Source organism: Gemmatimonas sp., from assembly GCF_046594945.1.
Classification (GTDB): Bacteria; Gemmatimonadota; Gemmatimonadetes; order Gemmatimonadales; family Gemmatimonadaceae; genus Gemmatimonas.
In genome coordinates this window covers 14,279-34,334 of the sequence record NZ_JBKJRB010000128.1, presented here as the reverse complement: position 1 = coordinate 34,334, position 20,056 = coordinate 14,279, and the positions used below count along the sequence as shown (strand labels likewise).

General features: G+C 64.9%; 20 protein-coding genes. 10 read left to right on the top strand and 10 right to left on the bottom strand.

Features of this window, described 5'->3' with window-relative positions; genetic code table 11:
- Both ACLL97_RS15700 and ACLL97_RS15695 read left to right on the top strand, forming a co-directional pair.
- The gene (locus ACLL97_RS15700; protein ID WP_411281421.1) at positions 1–759 is read left to right on the top strand and encodes an S-adenosyl-l-methionine hydroxide adenosyltransferase family protein; all 759 of its coding nucleotides are present in this window, start codon (positions 1–3) and stop codon (positions 757–759) included.
- 340 nt (positions 760–1,099) lie between these two features.
- Positions 1,100–1,618 carry a TA system VapC family ribonuclease toxin gene (locus ACLL97_RS15695; protein WP_411281420.1) on the top strand — a complete coding sequence of 173 codons (519 nt, stop codon included), beginning with the start codon at positions 1,100–1,102 and terminating at the stop codon, positions 1,616–1,618.
- On the opposite strand, the gene nhaD is transcribed toward ACLL97_RS15695, so the two are convergent.
- From nhaD to ACLL97_RS15675, 4 genes are all read right to left on the bottom strand, one after another.
- Positions 1,596–3,065, bottom strand: a complete 1,470-nt coding sequence (gene nhaD, locus ACLL97_RS15690; protein WP_411281419.1) for a sodium:proton antiporter NhaD — start codon at positions 3,063–3,065, stop codon at positions 1,596–1,598. The genes ACLL97_RS15695 and nhaD overlap by 23 nt on opposite strands.
- A 39-nt stretch (positions 3,066–3,104) precedes the next feature.
- On the bottom strand, positions 3,105–3,839 hold the full coding sequence (locus ACLL97_RS15685) for a hypothetical protein (RefSeq protein ID WP_411281418.1): 735 nt from the start codon (positions 3,837–3,839) through the stop codon (positions 3,105–3,107).
- Between the two features lie 9 nt (positions 3,840–3,848).
- Complete coding sequence (locus ACLL97_RS15680) at positions 3,849–4,298, bottom strand: hypothetical protein (RefSeq protein ID WP_411281417.1); 450 nt, start codon at positions 4,296–4,298, stop codon at positions 3,849–3,851.
- A 231-nt stretch (positions 4,299–4,529) separates the two neighbouring features.
- On the bottom strand, positions 4,530–5,132 hold the full coding sequence (locus ACLL97_RS15675) for an RNA polymerase sigma factor (protein ID WP_411281416.1): 603 nt from the start codon (positions 5,130–5,132) through the stop codon (positions 4,530–4,532).
- Between the two features lie 65 nt (positions 5,133–5,197).
- On the opposite strand from ACLL97_RS15675, the gene ACLL97_RS15670 reads away from it, so the two are divergent.
- The 6 genes from ACLL97_RS15670 to ACLL97_RS15645 all read left to right on the top strand — a co-directional run bounded on the left by ACLL97_RS15670 (position 5,198) and on the right by ACLL97_RS15645 (position 10,354).
- Complete coding sequence (locus tag ACLL97_RS15670; RefSeq protein WP_411281415.1) at positions 5,198–5,968, top strand: ubiquinone/menaquinone biosynthesis methyltransferase; 771 nt, start codon at positions 5,198–5,200, stop codon at positions 5,966–5,968.
- A 34-nt stretch (positions 5,969–6,002) separates the two neighbouring features.
- Positions 6,003–7,493, top strand: a complete 1,491-nt coding sequence (locus tag ACLL97_RS15665) for a menaquinone biosynthesis decarboxylase (protein WP_411281414.1) — start codon at positions 6,003–6,005, stop codon at positions 7,491–7,493.
- Complete coding sequence (locus tag ACLL97_RS15660; protein WP_411281413.1) at positions 7,490–8,443, top strand: UbiA-like polyprenyltransferase; 954 nt, start codon at positions 7,490–7,492, stop codon at positions 8,441–8,443. Before ACLL97_RS15665 ends, ACLL97_RS15660 begins: the two co-directional genes overlap by 4 nt.
- Positions 8,440–9,051, top strand: a complete 612-nt coding sequence (locus ACLL97_RS15655) for a UbiX family flavin prenyltransferase (RefSeq protein WP_411281412.1) — start codon at positions 8,440–8,442, stop codon at positions 9,049–9,051. Before ACLL97_RS15660 ends, ACLL97_RS15655 begins: the two co-directional genes overlap by 4 nt.
- Positions 9,052–9,155: 104 nt before the next feature.
- Complete coding sequence (locus ACLL97_RS15650; protein WP_411281411.1) at positions 9,156–9,833, top strand: hypothetical protein; 678 nt, start codon at positions 9,156–9,158, stop codon at positions 9,831–9,833.
- Positions 9,830–10,354, top strand: a complete 525-nt coding sequence (locus tag ACLL97_RS15645) for a metallophosphoesterase family protein (RefSeq protein ID WP_411281410.1) — start codon at positions 9,830–9,832, stop codon at positions 10,352–10,354. The genes ACLL97_RS15650 and ACLL97_RS15645 overlap by 4 nt, the downstream gene beginning before the upstream one ends.
- Positions 10,355–10,481: 127 nt before the next feature.
- On the opposite strand, the gene ACLL97_RS15640 is transcribed toward ACLL97_RS15645, so the two are convergent.
- From ACLL97_RS15640 to ACLL97_RS15620, 5 genes are all read right to left on the bottom strand, one after another.
- Entirely contained in the window at positions 10,482–11,783 is a 1,302-nt protein-coding gene (locus tag ACLL97_RS15640) for a GIY-YIG nuclease family protein (RefSeq protein ID WP_411281409.1), read from the bottom strand.
- The gene (gene mutM / locus ACLL97_RS15635) at positions 11,692–12,570 is read right to left on the bottom strand and encodes a bifunctional DNA-formamidopyrimidine glycosylase/DNA-(apurinic or apyrimidinic site) lyase (RefSeq protein ID WP_411281408.1); all 879 of its coding nucleotides are present in this window, start codon (positions 12,568–12,570) and stop codon (positions 11,692–11,694) included. The genes ACLL97_RS15640 and mutM overlap by 92 nt, the downstream gene beginning before the upstream one ends.
- On the bottom strand, positions 12,563–13,843 hold the full coding sequence (gene purD, locus ACLL97_RS15630; protein WP_411281407.1) for a phosphoribosylamine--glycine ligase: 1,281 nt from the start codon (positions 13,841–13,843) through the stop codon (positions 12,563–12,565). The genes mutM and purD overlap by 8 nt, the downstream gene beginning before the upstream one ends.
- Before the next feature lie 179 nt (positions 13,844–14,022).
- Positions 14,023–15,117: a M48 family metallopeptidase gene (locus ACLL97_RS15625; protein ID WP_411281406.1), complete on the bottom strand. Its 1,095-nt coding sequence runs from the start codon at positions 15,115–15,117 to the stop codon at positions 14,023–14,025.
- Between the two features lie 90 nt (positions 15,118–15,207).
- Positions 15,208–16,377: a trans-sulfuration enzyme family protein gene (locus tag ACLL97_RS15620; protein ID WP_411281405.1), complete on the bottom strand. Its 1,170-nt coding sequence runs from the start codon at positions 16,375–16,377 to the stop codon at positions 15,208–15,210.
- A gap of 170 nt (positions 16,378–16,547) precedes the next feature.
- Here ACLL97_RS15620 and ACLL97_RS15615 point away from each other — a divergent pair, with 170 nt between their 5' ends.
- Positions 16,548–17,630: an HD-GYP domain-containing protein gene (locus tag ACLL97_RS15615; protein ID WP_411281404.1), complete on the top strand. Its 1,083-nt coding sequence runs from the start codon at positions 16,548–16,550 to the stop codon at positions 17,628–17,630.
- A gap of 24 nt (positions 17,631–17,654) precedes the next feature.
- Here the strand turns inward: ACLL97_RS15615 and ACLL97_RS15610 are convergent, their stop codons facing one another.
- Entirely contained in the window at positions 17,655–18,485 is an 831-nt protein-coding gene (locus ACLL97_RS15610) for a hypothetical protein (RefSeq protein ID WP_411281403.1), read from the bottom strand.
- Between the two features lie 187 nt (positions 18,486–18,672).
- Between ACLL97_RS15610 and glmM the strand changes: the two genes are divergently transcribed.
- Entirely contained in the window at positions 18,673–20,043 is a 1,371-nt protein-coding gene (glmM, locus tag ACLL97_RS15605) for a phosphoglucosamine mutase (RefSeq protein WP_411281402.1), read from the top strand.
- The last annotated feature ends 13 nt before the right edge of the window (positions 20,044–20,056 follow it).

Below are 20,056 nucleotides of genomic sequence, written 5' to 3'. Positions count from 1 at the left end.
ATGATCGCTCCCGCCATCACGCTGCTCACCGACTTCGGCACCGCCGACGGCTACGTTGCCGAAATGAAGGGTGTCCTCACCACGCTCGCGCCCGGCGTGCCCATACTCGATCTCACACACGACGTGCCGGCGCAGGATGTCGCGTTCGCGCGGCTCACCGTCGCGCGGTACTGGCGTCGCTTTCCCGTCGGCACCGTGCACCTCGTGGTCGTCGATCCCGGTGTCGGGACATCGCGCGAGGCGATTGCGGTGTGCAGTGAGGGACGATTCTTGGTGGGGCCCGACAATGGCGTGCTGTCGCCCGCCCTGTTCGCGCTCGATGCCCGCGTAGTCTCGCTCACCGTCGAGGCGCAGGCGTCGCCCACGTTTCATGCGCGCGATGTGTTTGCGCCCGCCGCCGCGCAGTTAGCACGCGATGCCTCAATGGCAGTGCTCGGCGAACCGTTCGCTGACCCCGTGCGGTTGCGCACGCCACAACCACGCCGCACACCCGATGGCACCTTGCACGGCGAGATCCTGACCATCGATCGCTTCGGCAACGCGATGACGAATCTTATGGCCCGCGACGGAGTTGGCGTGCAGGTGGGTGGCCAACAGCTGCGCTTCGTGCGCACGTATGGCGAGGCGGCCCCCGGTGAGTTGGTGGCACTCGTGGGGTCAAGCGGCTTCGTGGAGATCGCCGTACGAGACGGTCATGCGGCGGCACGACTGCGACTGTCTCGCGGTCAGGCCGTGGAACTGGGGGCGGTGAGGCGTTGACATCATCAGCATGAGGCCGTTGCATCATCGTAGGCGTACGACCATCGACTTAGACGATGCGCTGCTCCAGCGCCTGCGCGAAGGGGCGCCTGCGCGAAGGGGCGCCTGCGCGAAGCGGCGCCTGCGCGAAGCGGCGCCTGCGCGATACGGCGCACCGGGGAGGAGTGTCGTCTAAGGCGCGGCCGCACTTCGGGCTTCTGCGTGGGCTCAAGATGCCTCGCGTTGCAATTGAAACGGCGTATCGAATGCCGTCAATCTCGATGGGGCAGGTACGCGAGGGCATTGACCTGGTGAAGGCTCGCTCGCAGACGACCTCGAGGATGAAGAGATTGTCCGGTCGATGGCGGAGGGTCGCTCACGCGTGATTGTTCCCGACGTCACCCCGCTGGATTACGCGGTGCGTGCGGAAAGTGCAAAGCACAGCACAGCACAGCGCAGCACAGCACAGCACAGCACAGCACAGCGCGACGCGACGCGCGCGTGGCGCGATGCACGGCTCAGCGTCGATGAAGCGGTCGGATTATCGTGGACGGTGCTCACCGGTTTCATTCGCGTGGGTACGAATCCGCGCGTGACCGCATCACCCATGCGCCTCGACCGCGCGACCGCACTTGTCGATGAGTGGCTCGCACGTCGCGTCACCAGCGTCGGAGAACCGGGAGCACGGCAGTGGCCGATTCTGCGCGCATTGCTGCGTGACGCTGGCCGCGGCGGCAACCTCACCACCGTCGCGCATCGCGCGGCACTCTGCATCGCGCGCGGTGCCACGCTCCACAGCGCCGATGGTGCCTTGACGCGCTTTCGCGGACTGCGCTACGAGAACCCGTTGCGTTGGCCTATTGAACGGCGACGCCGGTAAACAGCGCGCCGTTCACCAGGAAATGCACCCAGACACTCGCGATGTAGCCAAGGGCGATCGCCCAGCTCCATTTCAAGTGCGCGACAAACGTGTACGTACCGCGAGCCTGTCCCATCAGCGCCACGCCGGCCGCACTCCCGATCGACAGCAGCGAGCCGCCCACGCCGGCGGTGAGCGTCACCAAGAGCCACTGTCCCGCGTCCATGGGCGGTTGCATGGAGAGCACGGCAAACATGACCGGGATGTTGTCGATAAGCGCGGACAGTACGCCAATGGCGACGTTCGCCTTGGTGGCACCAAAGCCACCGTACGCCAGATTCGATATGGCCTCGAGATAGCCGATCGCACCGAGTCCGCCGACGCAGAGTATCACGCCGTAGAAGAACATCAGCGTGTCCCACTCCGCCCGCTCGAGATGCTTGAACACGTCGAACGGCTCACGATCGGCGCCCGCGTGCGACACCACCTCGAAGGGGTTGTCTGAGTCCACGCTCTGTAGCGCAACACGATGTGTCGATTCCCGCTGCGACGACTTGTGTGCCGCCAACCGGAGCGCGGAACGCTGCAGCGTCCAGCCATACAGTTTGAGCACACCAAGACCGGTCATCATACCGAGCACCGGCGGCAAGTGCAGGAATTGATGCACGCTCACAGTGGCCGCAATCGTGAGCAGGAACAGCCCGACGATCACGAACGCACCGGGCTGTAGCCGCAGCTGTTCGGTGATCGGCGCCGGACGGCCGACTCCCACGGCCGTACTCATGATGGCCGCCGGGACCAGCCAGTTTACCAGCGAAGGTAAGAACAGCGCGAAGAACCCAGAGAAGGGAATGAGTCCCTTCTGCCACACCATCAGGGTCGTAATGTCGCCGAACGGAGAAAAGGCCCCGCCGGCATTCGCGGCTACTACGATGTTGATCAGCGACACCAACACGAATCGCGGATTTCCCACTCCAACGCTCAACACCACGGTGCCCATCAGCAACGCGGTGGTGAGATTGTCGGCGACGGGCGAGATGCAGAACGCGAGCCCGCCGGTGACCCAGAAGAGGCTCCGCAAGCTGAAGCCGCGAGTCACCATCCATCCGCGGAGCGCGTCGAACACGCCCCGCTCTTCCATTGAATTGATGAACGTCATGGCCGCCAACAAAAACAAAAACAGCTCGGCATACTCCAACAGGTTGTGCCGAACCATCACTTCGGCAAACTGGGCGAGTGCGAGCTTGGTTTGCGGGTCGGTCGCCGCGTCGGCGATATGGGCGTAGCGCCATCCGATCAACGCCCAGATAACACCGGCGGCGATCAGGACCGGCATCGACTTGCGGATGTGCAGATACTCTTCGCCGATCACCACCGCGTAAGCCAGTATGAAAGCGACGAGGGCGGCAATGCCCACCCATGTCGTCGTCAGGTCCAGCCGGGTGGCGACGTCCGAGAGTTCAACCATGCCGAACAATAGCCCATCGAACGCTCATGATTGCGCTGCCTACAGCTCGGCGCCGTTCCCCGTCCCGCTCTCGGTGCTCACCGGCCGCCGAGCCGCCACCACACCCTGTACCGGCGTGGGCGTCTGCCAGCCCGGTGCTGCGACTTCGGTCGTCGTGGTGGTAGACGCCGCGCCCCAACGCGAGGCAAAGCCCGACGCACCGAAGCGCGAGCCGCTCAAGCGAACGGAGAGCTGCGCCACCCCGAGGCGGGACTTTACCACCGCCCCAAGCCCTACCGTGGCCACTACCCACGTGAAGGCAACCGCAATGAGCCGGGCGATGGCACCGGCCACTGGCACCTTCGCGGCGATGGCGGCGCCGAACCAGATCAGACTGAGCGTAGCCAGACCCACGGTGAGTCCGCGTAACGCCGCGCCACGCTCGCTGCTGTTTGCGCCGCGCCCGGCCAGCGCCCGACCGATCACAAGGGCCACCGCCAGAATGCCCAACGTGAAGGCGCCGGCGTAGGCGAGCGCCCAAGCCAGGGCGGCAATGGGAATTGCCAGAATGCCAATGATGGTGATGGCGCACGCCACTACCATCACCACGAGGAGAGGTACTGCCAGCAGCTGCCAGAGTAGACCCACCCAGAAGCTCCCGGAGATGTCGCGCGCGGCAGTCTTGGCGACAGCGGTGAGTGCCTCCTCGGCGGTCATGAGCACCATCAGGCCGATGATCAGGCCGATGCCGAACACACCGGCCACCGCGAGCAGATTGGTGGTCGCCGTCAGCATGTCATGACCTTACCGGGCGCGATGCGAGGCGGTCGCGAGGGCGCGAAGGCCGACCACTCCCATCCCCACGATTGCGACAAATCCGCCGGCGGCGATGGCCGCCAGCTCGGGCGATCCATGCTGCATCACCGCGATGCCCGGCTGACCGAGCACCGTGGACGCCAGGTCGCTGGAGGCGGCGACGATCTGGTCACGCACCCCTTCGGCGCCAAGCTGCGTCAGAATGAACGCCATGTCGGCGCGAGCAACCACCCACGTGGTTCCGGCGGTGGCCAGTCCGGCCGTGATGGCGGCGCCGAAACCGGCCGCAATACGGGCCGGTCGCGTGGCGGGGACGAGTTGGCCGACGGTGCGCGTGGCCGCGGCGTGCCATGGCTCGAACACCTGCACCTGCAGCATGACCCGATCGGAAAAGTTCACGGACGGCGCAAAGTCAGGGAGTGCGTCGAGGGCCACCATGAGCTCCCGGGCACTGTCCAGTTCCTGGCGGCACGGAACGCACGATTTGACGTGCGCTCTCAGGGGAGCGACGCCAAATCCTTCCTCTCCATCCAGCAGGAGCTCGATTTCGTCTGATCTCAGGTGTCTATCATGCATCGGTGGCCTCCACGGGAAAGTACGCGCCTGCCCGCCATCAGGTTTCACAGGGTTTCAGCAATCTTTACGAAGATCGCTTCACGAATCGGATCATCAGTCACGAAGCCCCTCAAGTGCCTTTCGGAGCTCGTGACGGGCCCGATGGATGTAGGTCTTGACCGTGCCCAACGGCAGGTCGAGCGTTGCCGCAATTTCCTCGTATGAGCGGCCTTCCACATGACGGAGCATGATGCATGCCCGATACTCGGGGCGCAGCGTGGCGATAGCGCGTTCGATGGCCGAGCCCAGCTCCTTCGCCTCGAGTTCGTCGAGGGCACTCTCCTGATCGGCTTCCAGGTTGAGGGTTGTGGCCTCGACCTCGCTGGCCGAAGCGGCGTGCGGGGAGCCGTCCATGCTGATCGTATTCAGGCGCCGTCGCCGCAGGTGATCAATCGCCACGTTGTTCGCGATCTTGAACAGCCAGCTCGAGAACTTGAATTCGGGGCTGTACTTGTCGATGTGGTTCAGCACCTTCACGAACGCATCCTGCGCGAGGTCTTCGGCCATCTCCCGGTCGCGGACCATGCGGAAGACAAGCGAAAACACCGGCCGTTCATAGCGGCGCACCAGTTCGCGGAACGCGAGCTCACGGCCCTGCTGCGCTAGGCGAACGACATCGGCATCGGGGAGTGTTCCCAGCTCGTCGAGAGTCTGCATCGGATCGCATAACCTAGCATGGGCGTGCGCTTGCTCGCACTCCCCCGCCTATCGATGTTTCGCAAATGCCAGTCGTAACGCCTCCAAACACGGCCCCCGAACGCTCGCAATCCACCGGCCGGGCCGAACAGGCCGCCCGTGGGGAAGGGAAGCGCGAGTACGTGCAGCAGATGTTTTCGGACATCGCGCCGCGCTATGACCTGCTCAATCACGTGCTGTCGATGAATATCGATAAGGGCTGGCGGCAGAAGGCCCTGCGCTCGCTCCAGTGGTCCCAGCGACCGGCTGGAAGCTACCTTGATCTCTGTGCTGGTACGCTCGACGTCGGCGCCGCGCTGGTGCGACAGCCGGGGTTCACCGGCTTCGTGGTCGGCGCCGACTTCGCTGTGCCCATGCTGCGCTTCGGAAACGGGAAGGCCTCACGTGACCTGCTGGCCCCCGTTGGGGCCGACGCGCTGGCGCTGCCATTTTCCACCGCCTCGCTCGACGGCGCCATCGTGGCCTTCGGCATCCGCAATGTGGCTGATCTCGATGCCGGGCTGTGCGAAGTGCATCGCGTGCTCAAGCCGGGCGCCCGTTTCGTGATTCTCGAATTCTCCACGCCGCCGTCGGCGATCGTGCGTAGCGGCTATCACCTGTACTTCCATCACGTCCTGCCTTTCGTGGGGCGACTGGTGAGCGGCCATCGCAGTGCGTACACATATCTGCCGATGTCCGTTTCGCATTTCCCCACCGAAGCGACGCTCGCTGACCACCTGCGCCGCGCTGGCTTCACCACGGTCACGTGGGAGCGACTCACCCTCGGCGTCGCGGCGATTCACGTCGGCACGGCGTGAGGAACGACATGACGTCCCGACCGGTTGCACACTGATGTCCCTCGATACGCTTTCCGACTTTCTTGCCGCCATCGACCGCGCCGGCGAACTGCATCGCATCACCGAACCGGTGAAGGTGTATCTCGAGATCACTGAGATCGCCGACCGCGTCTCCAAAATGCCGGGCGGTGGCAAGGCGCTGCTGTTCGAGCATCCGATCCTGCGCGACGGCACGCGCTCGCAGTATCCGGTGGCCATCAATCTGTTCGGCTCCATGCGACGCATGGCGATGGCACTCGGCGTGGACAATCTCGACGCCATCGGCGATCGCATCACGGCGCTCATGGACCTCAAAGTGCCGGACGGCTTTCTCGGCAAGCTCTCGTTGCTGCCGCGCCTGCTGGAGCTGTCGAAATTTCCGCCGCGCACCAAGAGTGGTTCGCCGTCGTGTCAGGATATCGTGTGGCAGGGTGACGAGATCGATCTCGACAAGATTCCCGTGCTGCACTGTTGGCCGGAAGACGGCGGCCCGTTCGTGACGATGACCGCCGTCATCAGCAAGGATCCGGTGCGGGGCATTCGGAACGTCGGCATGTATCGCGTGCAGCAACTCGATAAGACGTCGGTCGCGATGCACTGGCAGCGTCACAAGACGGGCGCTGAACACCTGCGGCAAATGGTCGAACGCGGCGAGAAGATGCCAGTGTGCATCGTCGTCGGCGCCGATCCCGCGAGCATGTTTTCCGCTAGCGCCCCCCTCCCGCCGAACATTGACGAGTTCCTCTTCGCCGGATTCCTTCGTCGCGATCCGGTGAAGCTCACGAAGGCCGTATCGTGTGATCTCGAAGTGCCGGCCGACGCCGAGTTCGTGATCGAGGGGTACATCGACCCGGCAGAAGCACTGGTCGTGGAAGGCCCGTTCGGCGACCACACGGGCTTCTATTCTGAAGCCGACCTGTATCCAAAGGTCCATGTCACGGCGATCACGATGCGCAAGAACGCGGTGTACTCCACCACCATCGTGGGCCGTCCCCCCATGGAAGATTTTTATCTCGGTCACGCCACCGAGCGCATCTTCCTGCCGTTGCTCAAACTCACCACACCGGAGATCGTGGATTACCACATGCCGGCCGAGGGTGGCTTTCATAATCTCGTGTTCGTGAGCATCGACAAGAAATATCCAGGACACGCCGACAAGGTAATGCATGCCTTGTGGGGGCAGGGGTTGATGTCGCTCGCCAAGGTGTTGGTGGTGGTGGACAAAGAAGTGAACGTGCGCAACCCGGTCGAGGCGTGGTGGGTGGCACTGAACAACATGGATCCGCAGCGCGACGTGCGATTCACCATGGGGCCGGTCGATGTGCTCGATCATGCCAGCCGCGCCTTCACGTATGGGAGCAAGATGGGTATCGACGCCACGCGGAAGTGGCCGGAAGAAGGCTTCACGCGCGCGTGGCCCAAGGTGATCAGCATGGATGAGGCTACCCAGCGCGCCGTCGACGCGAAGTGGTCGAAGCTCGGTCTCCCACCACTGGGCAAACCATGAACAGCGTCTTGCCGCCGAACGGAGCCCGCGACGGTCAGCTGATAACGGGCGAGTCGCTACTCGTGCGACTGGCGAACTTCGTGAAACTGCCGCACACCGTGTTCGCCATGCCGTTCGCGTTGGTAGGCGTGTTGTGCGCGAGCGTCGTGGCGCCGGTCACGCTCGCGATGATCGGCTGGGTGCTGTTGGCATTCACCGCGGCGCGCTTTGCGGGCATGGGGTTCAATCGGATCGTCGATCGCGATGTCGACGCGATGAATCCGCGCACCGCCAAGCGCGAGCTCCCGGCCGGCACGCTGTCGCTGACCCAGGCCAAGGGCTCAGTGGCCGTGGCCAGCGTGTTGTTCGCAGTGGCGGCCTGGCAGTTGAATACGCTCTGTTTTGTGTTGTCGCCCGTGGCATTGCTCTGGGTGTTGGGCTACAGCTACACCAAGCGATTTACGCGGTATTCGCACCTCTGGTTGGGGCTTGGGCTTTCCATCGCGCCGGTGGGCGGCTACCTGGCGGTCACGGGCGCGTGGAGCGACCCTTGGTGGTTCTTGTGCGTGCTCGCCGGGGCGGTCGTGTGCTGGAGCGGCGGATTCGACATGCTGTACGCGCTGCAGGACGCCGATTTCGATCGCGCCAACCGGTTGCACAGCATGCCGTCGGCGATCGGTGTGCCCAACGCGATTCGCTTCTCGCGCTCGCTGCACGTGATTGCGGTGACGTGCCTGTCGGTAGTCGTGTCCACGCACCCGCTGGGAGTCGGGCTGCCGCTGGTGCAGGCGGTGCTGTGGGGAGGCGTTGCGTTCGTGGCCGCCATGTTGATATGGGAGCATCGCATGGTGCACGCCGATGATCTCACCAAGCTCGACGCGGCGTTCTTCACGATGAACGGGATGATTTCGCTCGGATTCCTCACGGTGTTCGCGTGTGCGCGCTTCCTCGCTTCCGGATCCGTCGCATGACGTACGTGGCGGCGAGACATCCCGTGGTGCTGGCGATCACGGGCGCATCAGGCGCACCATATGCCGTGCGTCTCTTGCAGCAGCTGGTGACACTGCAAGTGCCGACCTGGCTGATCGTGTCAAGCCATGGATTTCGCCTGCTCTCCACCGAAAGCGACATCCCCGACATGCAGACGCTGCGAGCGCAGGTTGGTACTGCGCTCTTCGACGCCTGTGTCACGGTATTCGATGACAATGACCGTGGGGCCGCTCCCGCGTCTGGATCGGCACGGTCGAGTGGGATGGTGGTGTGTCCCTGCAGCATGGGCACCGTGAGTGCCATTGCCCATGGCTCGTCACGGTCACTCGTGGAGCGCGCCGCCGACGTGGCGCTGAAGGAGCGGCGTCGGCTGATCCTGGTGCCACGGGAAGCGCCACTCTCGCTCATTCACCTCGAAAATCTCACGCAGGTTACGCGGGCCGGTGCCACGGTCATTCCAGCGGCGCCGGGGTTCTACCACAAGCCGGCCAGCATCGACGACCTCGTGGATTTCATCGTGGCGCGCGTGCTCGATCATCTCGACGTGGAGCATACCCTCGGGACGCGTTGGGGCCGCGAGGTCGAGTAGCCGTCAAGCCGGTCACCGCTCCTGTGCATCGTACCGTTTGGGTGGGTCGAGTCGTCGGCAGGCTGCTGATGCGATTGACTGTGAAGTCCACGCCCTGGGGATGAATGCCACAAGTGAAGATCGAACCGGTCACGCTCAAGCCAGACAGGTACCGTCACGTCGTCAAGACGAGAGCTACCGTGTTTGTGCTGACCTATCTGTGCTTCTTCCCGTTCGGTCATCTGGTGGGCCGACTCCTGGGATACGCCGGGGATAAGCGCTGGCTGATGATGCCGGTCTTGGCGCTGCCAATGGTATCGGCGCTGTTTGCGGCGATCGTCGCGGCACAGTGGATGGCCTCTGAGGCGTTTCAGGCGTTTCTGAATCCTGGCGGATCGCGCGCACCGGCGGCAATCAGCAGCCGTGTGGAGTCGCTGGTAGCGCGCGGTCGGTACGAGGAGGCCGCGGCCGAGTTCGCGGCACTGCGGGCCACGTATCCCCATGATATCCCCTTGTTGCGCGTCGAAGCCGAATTCCATGCCGGTGTGGGAAACAACCCGCAGCGTGCTGTTCAGACACTGAACCAACTGCGCCGGGTGGCGGGCGTGCCGGGGAGCGTGGAGCGGTATGCTACACATCGACTCCTGGACCTGTATCTTGGAGTGTTGGCCGATCCCGGCCGCGCCATGGTGGAACTTCGGCGCATGGCCGATCGCTTTCCCGACACACCCGATGGACAGGGCGCGCTCGCCGAACTCCGGCGCCGACGCGACCACCTCGCACAGGATCAGACGCAGACATGAAGGAAGCCACGATTATCGGCCTGATTTCCGATACGCACGGACTGGTGCGCCCCGAGGTGTTCGCGGCGCTCGACGGCGTCTCGCGCATTTTTCACGCCGGTGACGTGGGACCGCCCGAGGTGCTGATCGAGCTGGCGACGATTGCGCCGATTCAGGCCGTATGGGGGAACACCGACGCGCCGGGCCGAGCGGATCTCGTGGAGCGCATCGAGGAAGTGATCGATGGCGTGCGCATCGTGGTCACGCACGGCCATGAAATCGGCAGCGTCAACCCGCCGCGACTGGTAGGCGCCTACATGCACGCCGACGTGATTGTATACGGGCACACCCACCAGCAGCTGATCACCAAGGCGGCGAAGCGAATCGTGGTGAATCCTGGCGCCGCGGGACCACGGCGCTTCAAGCTGCAGCCGAGCGTGGCGAAGCTGTACATCCTGAACGGGAAAGCGGACGTTGAGTTGATATCGCTGGGGATTCCGGAGGATGTCGTGGTTGAGGACGACGAGTTGGGTGAGGGCTGACGGACTCACGTGAGCTCTGGGTATTGAGTTCGAGTTTCGAGTTATTCGTTGGGCGACTCACGACTCGAAACTCGAACGCGCCACTCCAAGCTCACGTGAGTGCCTCGGCCTCACACCAAGCTCCGCTTCAGTCATTCGGCAACTGCCCGTGCGCGAACGACTCCGCCCGCTCTCTCGCCTGCCGCGCCAGTGCTTCGAGCGCGCCGACCACCGTGTCGGCCGTGAGCACGGCATCGCTGGGCCGGGTGCGAAACCACGATTCGATCATCAGCAGTTCATCGAGCTGATCGACGACCGCGCCGGTGGGGACGTGCGCGCCGCGCTGCTCCAGCGCTTGTAAGGCCGTGACCGATTCCACGTCGGAACAGCGCGCTTCGGCCACCACGCGTCCGTGACGCACCAAGTACAGCCGATCGTCGCCGTCGCGCCCCGGCATCGCGTACACGAAGCTGGGTTTGGTGATGGCCTCGCGCACGCGCGCCAATTGGGCATCGAGTCCCTGGAGCGCCGTGAGGCGATCGCGCAGCCAGCCGGCCCGCTCGTACGAGAGCGCAGCACTGGCGGCCGACATCTCGCGGACGAGCTGTTGATGCGGTGAATCATCGCGTCCTTCGAGCACGGCGCGCGCGCGGGAGAGTTGCGCGCGATATGCGTACTCCGTGGTCGCACCGACGCACGGCCCCAGGCAGCGTCGCGTTTCATAACGGTGACAGCCCGGTGTGCGCGTGAGCGACGGATGCACCATGTCGTCGAAAAGGTCGACGGCATCGTGCAACACCATGGGCACGCGGTCGGTGCAGTCCCGGAGCCCCAGCGCGTCGTTGAGCACGCGCAGTGCCTCGACCAAGGGACGGCGCGACGCAAACGGGCCGATCACCTGCGCGGGCTGCTTGGCGCGCGCCGCTGTACTCGCGCGCTGAATGCGAAGGCGCGGGGCAGGACCGCCGGCTACCGTGATCACCCACCACTTATCGAGCGGGCGCGCAGCTTTGATGTTGTACTTCGGGAGATGCGCACGAATCAGTCGTACTTCGCGAAGCAGCGCGGCGAACTCGCTGGGCAGCGGCTCCCACTCAATGCGCGATGTTTCGCGCAGCAGCCGTGCGTGGCGGTGCTCGGGCCAGGCAAGCCGGAAGTACGAGAGCAGCCGCGTGCGAACCTGCGTGCTCTTCCCGACGTACAGCACTTCACCGTGAATGCCGCGCATGAGATACACGCCGGGCACATTGCGCACCTGCTCCCGCACCTGGGCGCGCAGTCGCTGGACGTCGGCGTCGGGTGAGCCGACAGACAGATCGAGCTGGGTGGCCAGCTTGGGCCGCGACTTACCGTGCGCGCTACCGCTGGCAGTGCGAGCAGAAGACGGTGCTGCGGCCGTCGATCGCGTGCGTGCCGACCAGACGGCGGCCGCAGTCGAGACAGGGTTCACCAGCGCGGCCATAGGCTGCCAGCTGCTCGACGAAAGATCCGCGTTCACCGCGAGCATCCCGGTAGTCGCGGAAGCTCGTGCCGCGCGCCGCGATGGACGCCGTCAATACCGCACACAGCTGCTCGCGCAGCGTGGCGCTTTCCTGCTCGGAGAGGGTGCGCGCTTCGCGCGACGGATCGATCCCGGCCAGCCACAGAGCCTCGTTTGCGTAGATGTTACCGACGCCCGCGAGTCGCTTCTGATCCATCAAGAACACTTTGATGGCTTGGCGGGACTCCCGAACAAGTCCCGAAAATTCGGAGTTGCCGAGCCGTGGGTCAAGAGGTTCTGCACCTAATGCGGTCGAATACTTCGTGAAACGTTCGGGTGACATGAGCGCGACCGTGCCGAGTCGGCGCACGTCGCGGTAGTGCAGGGCTCTCCCGTCGTGCAGCCGTAGCGTGACGGCCACGTAGGCCCGGTCGGCTGCCGACAGCGAGCCATCGTCAACGACCATCCCGCCGGTGAATCGAGGTTGCACCACCACTCGCCAGGGTGGTGCCGTGGCGGGTGGATCGACCGAGCCCACCGCCGCCGGCGGAGCCGTTGGGCGCAGGTCGAGCACGATCAACTTGGCACGTCGCCAAACGTGGGCTATGGTGAGTCCGTGCAGCACCTCGGCGAAGCCCGCCGCGTCGGCTTCGCGCAACACGTCGGCTTTGCGCACGTCCACACCCACGACGGTGGCGCCACATACCATCGCGTCGAGATCGCGCGCGATGGTTTCGGTTTCGGGAAGCTCAGGCAAGTCTCGCGGCTTCCCGCCATCCGATGTCGCGACGATAGATCGCGCCATCAAACTCGATACGGGCGGCTGCCTCACGGCTGGCGTCCTGCGCGTCGCCGAACGTTTCGGCCATTGCGGTGACCGCGAACACCCGACCACCGCTCGTCCGCAACGATCCATCCTCGGCGCGTGCCGTGCCGGCGTGATACACGCGCAGATCGTCGCTGAACGACGGCAGGGTGATGTGCTCACCGGTGACCGGCGCGTCGGGATAGCCCTGAGACGCCACAACGGTCGTCACCGACGCGCCCTCGCGCCACGTGAATGGCGACAGGTTGCCAATGCGTCCACCGTGGGCAACGGTCATCATGGGGTCGAGCAGACTGCTGGCAAGCATGGGCAGGATCGCCTGCGTTTCGGGATCGCCGAAACGGCAGTTGAACTCGACGACCTTGACGCCTTCTTCTGTCAGCATCAGCCCGGCGTACAACAAACCGGTGAACGGCGTGCCGCGCTTGCGCAGCGCATGCAACGTGGGCAGAAAAATGCGCTCCGTGACATCGTCCATCAGCGCGGGCGTGGAGAACGACACGGGCGTGTAGGCGCCCATGCCACCGGTGTTCGGGCCCTCGTCGCCATCAAGCAGGCGCTTGTGATCCTGGGCGCCGAGCATCGGCATCACGTTGTAGCCGTCGGTTACGGCGAACAGCGACAGCTCTTCGCCGGTCATGAATGCCTCCACGAGACACTCGCTGCCGGCGTCACCGAAAGCCTTGTCTTCGAGGATCCGCTCAATCGCGGCGTCGGCTTCCTTGAGCGTGTGACAGATGATCACGCCCTTGCCGGCGGCAAGTCCGCTCGCCTTGATCACGACCGGCACGCCGAAGCGCGCCCGCACGGCATCCTTGGCATCGGTCGACTTTTTATGCGTCTCGGCGCGAGCGGTCGGGATGCCCGCTGCCATCATCAACGACTTCGTGTCGGCCTTCGAGGTCTCGACCTTGGCCGCGCCCATCGTGGGGCCGAACACCGGCACGCCGATGTGCTGCAGATGATCCACGAGTCCGATGGCCAACGGCGCTTCCGGTCCGACGACCACCAGCTTTACCTGCTCACGCTCCGCCAGCTCGGCGACCTCGATCGGGTCCGAGGCATTGACCGACACCACACGGGCCAACTGGCCAATGCCGGGATTTCCCGGACCGGCCACGATATCGATAGTCGTATTTTCGCGCGCGAGAGCGTCTGCGAGTGCGTGTTCACGGCCGCCAGAGCCGAGGAGCAGGATCTTCATGGCGGGGAATCTAGTCCATCGGGAACGTGAGGAGTGCCCTCGGAGGCCTGGTGTGACAGTAAAAGAACCGATCACACATGAGGTGCAGAGAGCGCAGGGGACGCAGAGAAAATGTCTGATTTTCTGCGTCCCTTGCGCTCTCTGCATCTCTGTGTGAGCTGGTCAGCCCATCCAGTGAATCACACGCCGACTGGCGGCTCCGGAGCCGGCGGCGGAGAAGCCGGTGGCGGCGGAGAAGCCGGCGGCGGCGGAGAAGCCGGCGGCGGCATGTCGTCTCCCATACTCGCCGCACTGGCTGCGGTCTTGAACGCGTCGCGAAAGGCGTCGGCGGCGCGGTTGATCACATCACCGACGGTCTCGGCGGCGGCCTTCGCCTTGTCGGCGTAGTAGTCCTTCGCGTCGCGCAGATCGTCGCGCAGCGGGCGCTCGGCCTCGCTGCCGCGGCGGATGTACTCGCCCACCACGATGCGCGTGTAGTCACCCGACTGCTGCCACCGCTGGAGCTCACCAGCGCGCACGGTGTGGAACGGGTGTTCGCGCAGCGCCGTGTTGAGCGCCTTGATCACATTATCCCACGCCGATCCTCCCACTTCGTATTCGGCGGCTTGCGCGAGGTACGCGTCGAGGTCGATCGTGTCACCGTAGGCACGGCCACCGGCCAGCTTCAGGAACGTCATCAGGCTGGCCCGCGGGTCCTGGGTGCCAAGCATGCCGGCGCGGTCGGCCGACAGTTCCGACTTGCGATACCACTCGAGCAGCGCGAGCTGAAACGGGAGCAGGGCGATCGATGCCAGCAGCGGCAGCGCGCTCATGCCGAAGAAGAGCACGATCAGGGCGATTGTGCGATACGTGGTGCGCCCCGTCATGATGTGGCCGAGTTGTTGCGCCAAAATGAAGCGCTGCTCCTCGGGTTCCAGCAATTCGAGCACGCCGGAGTTGATTACGATGAACGGCTGATCGAAGCCGACCGCGCCGGCATTGGCGATCGGGTTCTGCGCCACGTACAGTTGGGGGACGGGGTGGCCGGCGGTGGGCCAGTCGAGTGCCTGCAGCACGTCGTGATAGAGTGCATGCAGTGTAGGGCGCTGGGTAGGGCCGACCAGCACGGCGTCGCCGAGGAAGAGATTGCGGACGCCGCGTTCGCCGAAGACACTGGCGATCTTGCGCACGACCTCGTCGAAAGCGGGGAGGGCGCGAAGCGTCTGCAGGGCGGCTCGGTCGGCCGGATGTTCCCAAGTGACCGACGAGATCTGCGTAAGCGGTGTGGCGGGCATAATCAGGGGGCTGGAGACACCCTCCCTACGACGGGAGGGTGCTCAAGTTCCACCGGGAGTCAGATTCGGATCACATCCGATCGGCTGTTTTCAGATTCCTTCAAGGGCACCGTCGAGATCGGCGATCAAGTCCTCGGCGTCTTCGATCCCGCAGGACAAGCGGACCATGCCGTCGTTGAGGCCCATGGCGATCTTGATCTCGGACGGAACCGACCCGTGGGTCATACTGAACGGGTGGTTCGTGAGGCTTTCCACGCCGCCCAGCGACTCGGCCAGCGAGAATACCCGCACCCGCTCGAGGAATGTGCGGGCGTTGTCGATCGTCTTGAGGTCGAGCGTCATCATGCCGCCGAAGGCGCTCATCTGGCGCTTGGCGAGTTCGTGGTGCGGATGGTGCGCGAGGCCGGGGTAAATGACCCGATCTTCACCGAGACGCTCCAGCAGCCAGGCAGCCACGGCGCGGCCATTGAGGTCATGCTGCTTCATGCGAAGCGGGAGGGTCTTCGTGCCCCGCAGCGCCAGCCAGGCATCAAACGGGCCGGGGACGGCACCGGCCGCATTCAGGATGAATTGAAGCCGATCGGCCAGCTCATCCTCAAGTACAACCGCGAGGCCGCCGATCATATCAGAGTGACCGTTGATGTACTTCGTGGTCGAATGCCAGACGATGTCGGCTCCCAGTTCCAACGGACGCTGGAAGATCGGCGTCGCGAAGGTGTTGTCCACGATCAGTAGCGCCTGGTGTCGCTTGGCGATGTCGCTCATGGCGGCCAGGTCGGTGAGTCGCATGAGCGGGTTGGTCGGCGTCTCCACGAGAAGGGCTCGCGTGGACGGCGTCATCGCATCAGCCACCCGCTGCGGATCATCGGTATCCACGTACGTGAACGATAGGCCGAAATGACGAAGGATTCGATCAAACAGACGGAACGTGCCACCGTACACGTTCTCCCCGCACACGATGTGATCACCGGCGCGGAACAGCTTCATGATCGAGTCGAGGCATCCCATGCCGCTGCTGAACGCGAAACCGTGTTTGCCGCCCTCGAGCGTGGCGACGTTTCGTTCGAGCGCCTGGCGGGTGGGATTCTTCCCGCGGGCGTATTCGTAACCCTTGTTGACGCCGATGCTCTCCTGCACGTAAGTGGACGTGAGGTACAGCGGTGTCATGATGGCGCCCGACACCGGGTCGGGGCGCTGGCCGGCATGGATGGCGCGAGTGGCCATACCACCAGCGAGGTCTTCGTCGTAAATGCGCGTCATGGGCTCCGTGTGGTCCGAGGCGAACTGGCGGCGGAAGCTACTGCCGTTGCCGAGCGTCGGCGAGTCGTGCCGCTCGGATTCCGTCGTGATGTCGGCCCTCGTCCCACCGTATCGCAGCCCAAGGCCGTCGTGTGGCCCACGCTGCCGCGCGATCCACAGTCGGCGGCCTGATGCGTTTCGCCAGTGCGCTCGCCGGCGCGCCGCGCCGTTGCCTGATCGTCGACGACGAAACGTCGATGCGCACGGTGGTCCGCCGCGTGATGCAGGCCGAAGGGTTCGAGTGCCTTGAAGCCGACTGTGGGGCGGCCGCGCTCGTCGTGCAGGCCGCGACGCCGTCGCCGCTGGTGCTCTCGGACTTTCATATGCCCGGGATGGATGGCGCACAGCTGTTGACGGCGATTCGCTCACGCTGGCCAGACACCGCCGTCGTCATGCTGACGGCCGTGTCGGATGTCGACTTGGCGGTACGCTGTCTCGACGCCGGCGCGCTCGACTATCTCACCAAGCCGTTTGCCATCGAAGAGTTGCGGGCCCGCGTCGTGCAGGCGCTGGAGAAGCGCCGGCTGCTGATCGAGAACCACGCATATCGTTCGGATCTCGAGGCGCGCGTGGCGTTGCAGGCGCGCAAGTATGAGGAGCTGTTCCTGGCCGCGTTGCAGTCACTGGCCGAGGCCCTCGAAGTGAAGGATTCGTACACGTGGGGACACTCCACTCGCGTGAGTCGCTACACCATGGCGATTGCCCGCGAATTGCATGTTGCGCCGTCGCTGCTCCACGAGCTCGAACTGGGCAGCCGCTTGCACGACATCGGCAAAATCGGCGTGCGGGAGTCGGTGCTGAACAAGGCTGGTCCGCTCACGGATATCGAATATGCCCACGTCATGGAGCATCCGGTCATCGGTTGGCGCCTGTTGGCGCCACTGTTGCGCGAGATGCCGCACGCGCTGGCGGTCGTGCGCTCACACCACGAGCGATTCGACGGTCACGGAACGCCCGACACGTTGCGCGGCGACGAGATTCCGCTCGAAGCGCGCATTACGGCCGTCGCCGACTCGTTCGACGCGATGACCAGCGGCCGTCCGTATCGCGACGGCATGCATGTCGATGATGCGGTGGCCGAACTGCGTCGTTGTGCCGGCTCACAGTTCGATCCCGCCTGCGTGGCCGCGTTCGAGCGGGCCTTTACCAACGGCGCTATCCCGCGTCCCGATCGCAGCGTGCAGCGGCAGATTCGGATGCAGATCGTCGCCTGACGTCTATCGCGTCGCGACCTTTGCCTAGGCGTCGGTGAGTATCAGGTTGCCGTCGCGCAGCTGCTGCACGGCGTTCGCGACGCTGAACGCCGTGACGCGAATGCCTGTCTCGGTGCGCCATCGCGCGGCGATCATAGTGACGTCGTCATGGTCGACCGCGTGGCGCACGTCGGCCACGCTGATTGGCGACCGCATCGTCACGCGGGCGCCGGCGAAGAGTGGCGCCGCCAGGCAAACGGCGACCGCCTCCGAATCGCGGCACGGCAGCAGCGACAACACGTGATCCACTGGCGTGAGTAACAGCTCCGCGACCGCGGCACGACCGGCGGCAATCAGCACGCGGTGCGACCACACCTGACGGTCGCCCGACGGCATGTACGCGGCGATGCACTCCTCGTCACGTCCCCGCGTCGCGGTATCACCCTCCAGCGATAGCCCGTGGTGCGATCCCAAATCGATGTTCATGATGCGATCCGGTACGATCACGCGAGCGACACGCGGGGCGTCGTCGAGTAGCACCACCGGCGTATCGCTGGGGAGCCGCGGCACCAGCGCCTCGGTGGTGAACACGGCCCCTACATCGGCATCGGCGAGTTGCCAGGCGATCAGCGCGGGCGGCGACGTGCCATCAAGCAGGAGCGCACCGCGTCCCTCCGAGGCGGCGAGAGCGACGAGAAAGGCGGGGCCGCTGGGCAGCAGGATCGCCGATCGCCGACCGGCCAGCGCGCGAACCAGGGGGGCGGATCGTTGCAGCAGCGTCAGCCCCGCGGCAACGAGCTGCGACGCGTCGAAGGGGCCAACGCGGCCCCCGCCGGCGGCGATGGCAAGCGGGAGCAAGGCAAGCGGATCGGTCATGCTCGAAGAGACTAGTGCACTGTCCGGATAGGTGCCACCGCCGTAACGGGAGTGCGTACTGGATCGTCTGGAAGCGACGCTCCGATTCAGGCGAATGAATTCACGCTCATGCGCGAGTTGGCCGGAGGGAGCTTGTCGTCTAGCTTGTAGAATTCTCCGAAACGTCGCCGATGTACCGAGGAGCGAGATGGCATTCGATGGGCTGATGGTGAGTGTGTCCGGCGTGCGCGGACGTGTCGGTTATGGCTTGACCCCGGAAGTGGTGGCGACCTTCGCCGCGGCCTTCGGCGCGTGGGCCGCACGACAGGGCGGACGCACGATCGTCGTGGGGCGTGACAGCCGCGTCTCCGGACCGATGTTCACGCGCATCGTGCACGGTGCACTGGAGTCGGTTGGCTGCACCGTGATCGACATCGGCATGGCCCCCACCCCCACCATCCAGCTGGCGGTCGAACACCATCACGCGGCGGGCGGTCTCGGCATCACGGCCAGCCACAATCCGATCGAGTGGAACGCGCTCAAGTTCATCGGTCCGTCGGGACTTTTCCTGTCGGCCGACGAGGGCGCCGAAATGCGCGCCTTGATGGACCGCGGCATTCCGCGGGCAACGTGGGACGCCCTCGGCGAGATTGTGCACGACACGGACGCCGTGCAGCGTCACATTGATCAGGTGCTGGCGCTCCCGTACCTCGACGTGGCAGGCATTCGCGCCCGTCGATTCCGTGTCGCGCTCGACTGCTGCCGCGGTGCCGGTGGTGTGATCATGCCGCAGCTGCTTACCGAGCTGGGCTGTGAGGTGTACGCCATCAACATGGAAGCCGACGGCCAGTTTCATCGTCCACCGGAGCCGGTCGCCGAGAATCTCGGGGAGTTGGCGGCATTGGTGAAGGCGACCGACGCCGACATCGGTTTTGCGACCGATCCCGACGTGGACCGCTTGGCGCTCGTGCTCGAGAACGGGATTGCGCCGGGTGAGGATTATACGCTCGCGCTGGCCGCCCGTACGGTGCTACGGCATCGGCCGGGGCCGGTGGTGACGAACCTGTCCACGAGCAAGGTGGTTGCTGACGTGGCCCGCGACGCCGGTGTGCCGTTTCACTTCGCCAAGGTGGGCGAGGTGAACGTGGCGATGGCCATGCGCGATCTGGGTGCCACGATTGGCGGAGAGGGGAACGGTGGGGTCATCCTTCCGGAATTGCATCTCGGGCGGGACGCCCCAGTGGGCGCGGCGCTGTTGTTGCAATTGATGCTGGAGGAAGCTCGGCCGCTGTCGGCGGTAATCGCCGAGCGGCCGCGGTATGTAATCGTGAAAGACAAGCTGGATCGTCCGGATGCGCCGCTCGATGCCGTGTATGTGGCACTGCGCGCCGCGTTTCCAGACGCGGCGGCCGATACGCAGGATGGACTCCGGCTCGATTGGCCCGACCGCTGGGTACACCTGCGCCCGTCGGGGACCGAACCGATCGTCCGCGTGATTGCCGAAGGACCGTCCGAGCAGGACGCGCGCACGTTGATCATGCAGGCCCGGGAGCCGCTGTCAGCTCTCGGATCACTCTAGACCTCGAACGACC

Excerpts from the sequence above, each read along its gene's own strand:
- ACLL97_RS15700 (WP_411281421.1), top strand. The coding sequence starts at position 1 with ATGATCGCTCCCGCCATCACGCTGCTCACCGACTTCGGCACCGCCGAC.
- ACLL97_RS15695 (WP_411281420.1), top strand. The coding sequence starts at position 1,100 with ATGGCGGAGGGTCGCTCACGCGTGATTGTTCCCGACGTCACCCCGCTG.
- nhaD (WP_411281419.1), bottom strand. The coding sequence starts at position 3,065 with ATGGTTGAACTCTCGGACGTCGCCACCCGGCTGGACCTGACGACGACA.
- ACLL97_RS15685 (WP_411281418.1), bottom strand. The coding sequence starts at position 3,839 with ATGCTGACGGCGACCACCAATCTGCTCGCGGTGGCCGGTGTGTTCGGC.
- ACLL97_RS15680 (WP_411281417.1), bottom strand. The coding sequence starts at position 4,298 with ATGGTGGCCCTCGACGCACTCCCTGACTTTGCGCCGTCCGTGAACTTT.
- ACLL97_RS15675 (WP_411281416.1), bottom strand. The coding sequence starts at position 5,132 with ATGCAGACTCTCGACGAGCTGGGAACACTCCCCGATGCCGATGTCGTT.
- ACLL97_RS15670 (WP_411281415.1), top strand. The coding sequence starts at position 5,198 with ATGCCAGTCGTAACGCCTCCAAACACGGCCCCCGAACGCTCGCAATCC.
- ACLL97_RS15665 (WP_411281414.1), top strand. The coding sequence starts at position 6,003 with ATGTCCCTCGATACGCTTTCCGACTTTCTTGCCGCCATCGACCGCGCC.
- ACLL97_RS15660 (WP_411281413.1), top strand. The coding sequence starts at position 7,490 with ATGAACAGCGTCTTGCCGCCGAACGGAGCCCGCGACGGTCAGCTGATA.
- ACLL97_RS15655 (WP_411281412.1), top strand. The coding sequence starts at position 8,440 with ATGACGTACGTGGCGGCGAGACATCCCGTGGTGCTGGCGATCACGGGC.
- ACLL97_RS15650 (WP_411281411.1), top strand. The coding sequence starts at position 9,156 with ATGCCACAAGTGAAGATCGAACCGGTCACGCTCAAGCCAGACAGGTAC.
- ACLL97_RS15645 (WP_411281410.1), top strand. The coding sequence starts at position 9,830 with ATGAAGGAAGCCACGATTATCGGCCTGATTTCCGATACGCACGGACTG.
- purD (WP_411281407.1), bottom strand. The coding sequence starts at position 13,843 with ATGAAGATCCTGCTCCTCGGCTCTGGCGGCCGTGAACACGCACTCGCA.
- ACLL97_RS15625 (WP_411281406.1), bottom strand. The coding sequence starts at position 15,117 with ATGCCCGCCACACCGCTTACGCAGATCTCGTCGGTCACTTGGGAACAT.
- ACLL97_RS15620 (WP_411281405.1), bottom strand. The coding sequence starts at position 16,377 with ATGACGCGCATTTACGACGAAGACCTCGCTGGTGGTATGGCCACTCGC.
- ACLL97_RS15615 (WP_411281404.1), top strand. The coding sequence starts at position 16,548 with ATGCGTTTCGCCAGTGCGCTCGCCGGCGCGCCGCGCCGTTGCCTGATC.
- ACLL97_RS15610 (WP_411281403.1), bottom strand. The coding sequence starts at position 18,485 with ATGACCGATCCGCTTGCCTTGCTCCCGCTTGCCATCGCCGCCGGCGGG.
- glmM (WP_411281402.1), top strand. The coding sequence starts at position 18,673 with ATGGCATTCGATGGGCTGATGGTGAGTGTGTCCGGCGTGCGCGGACGT.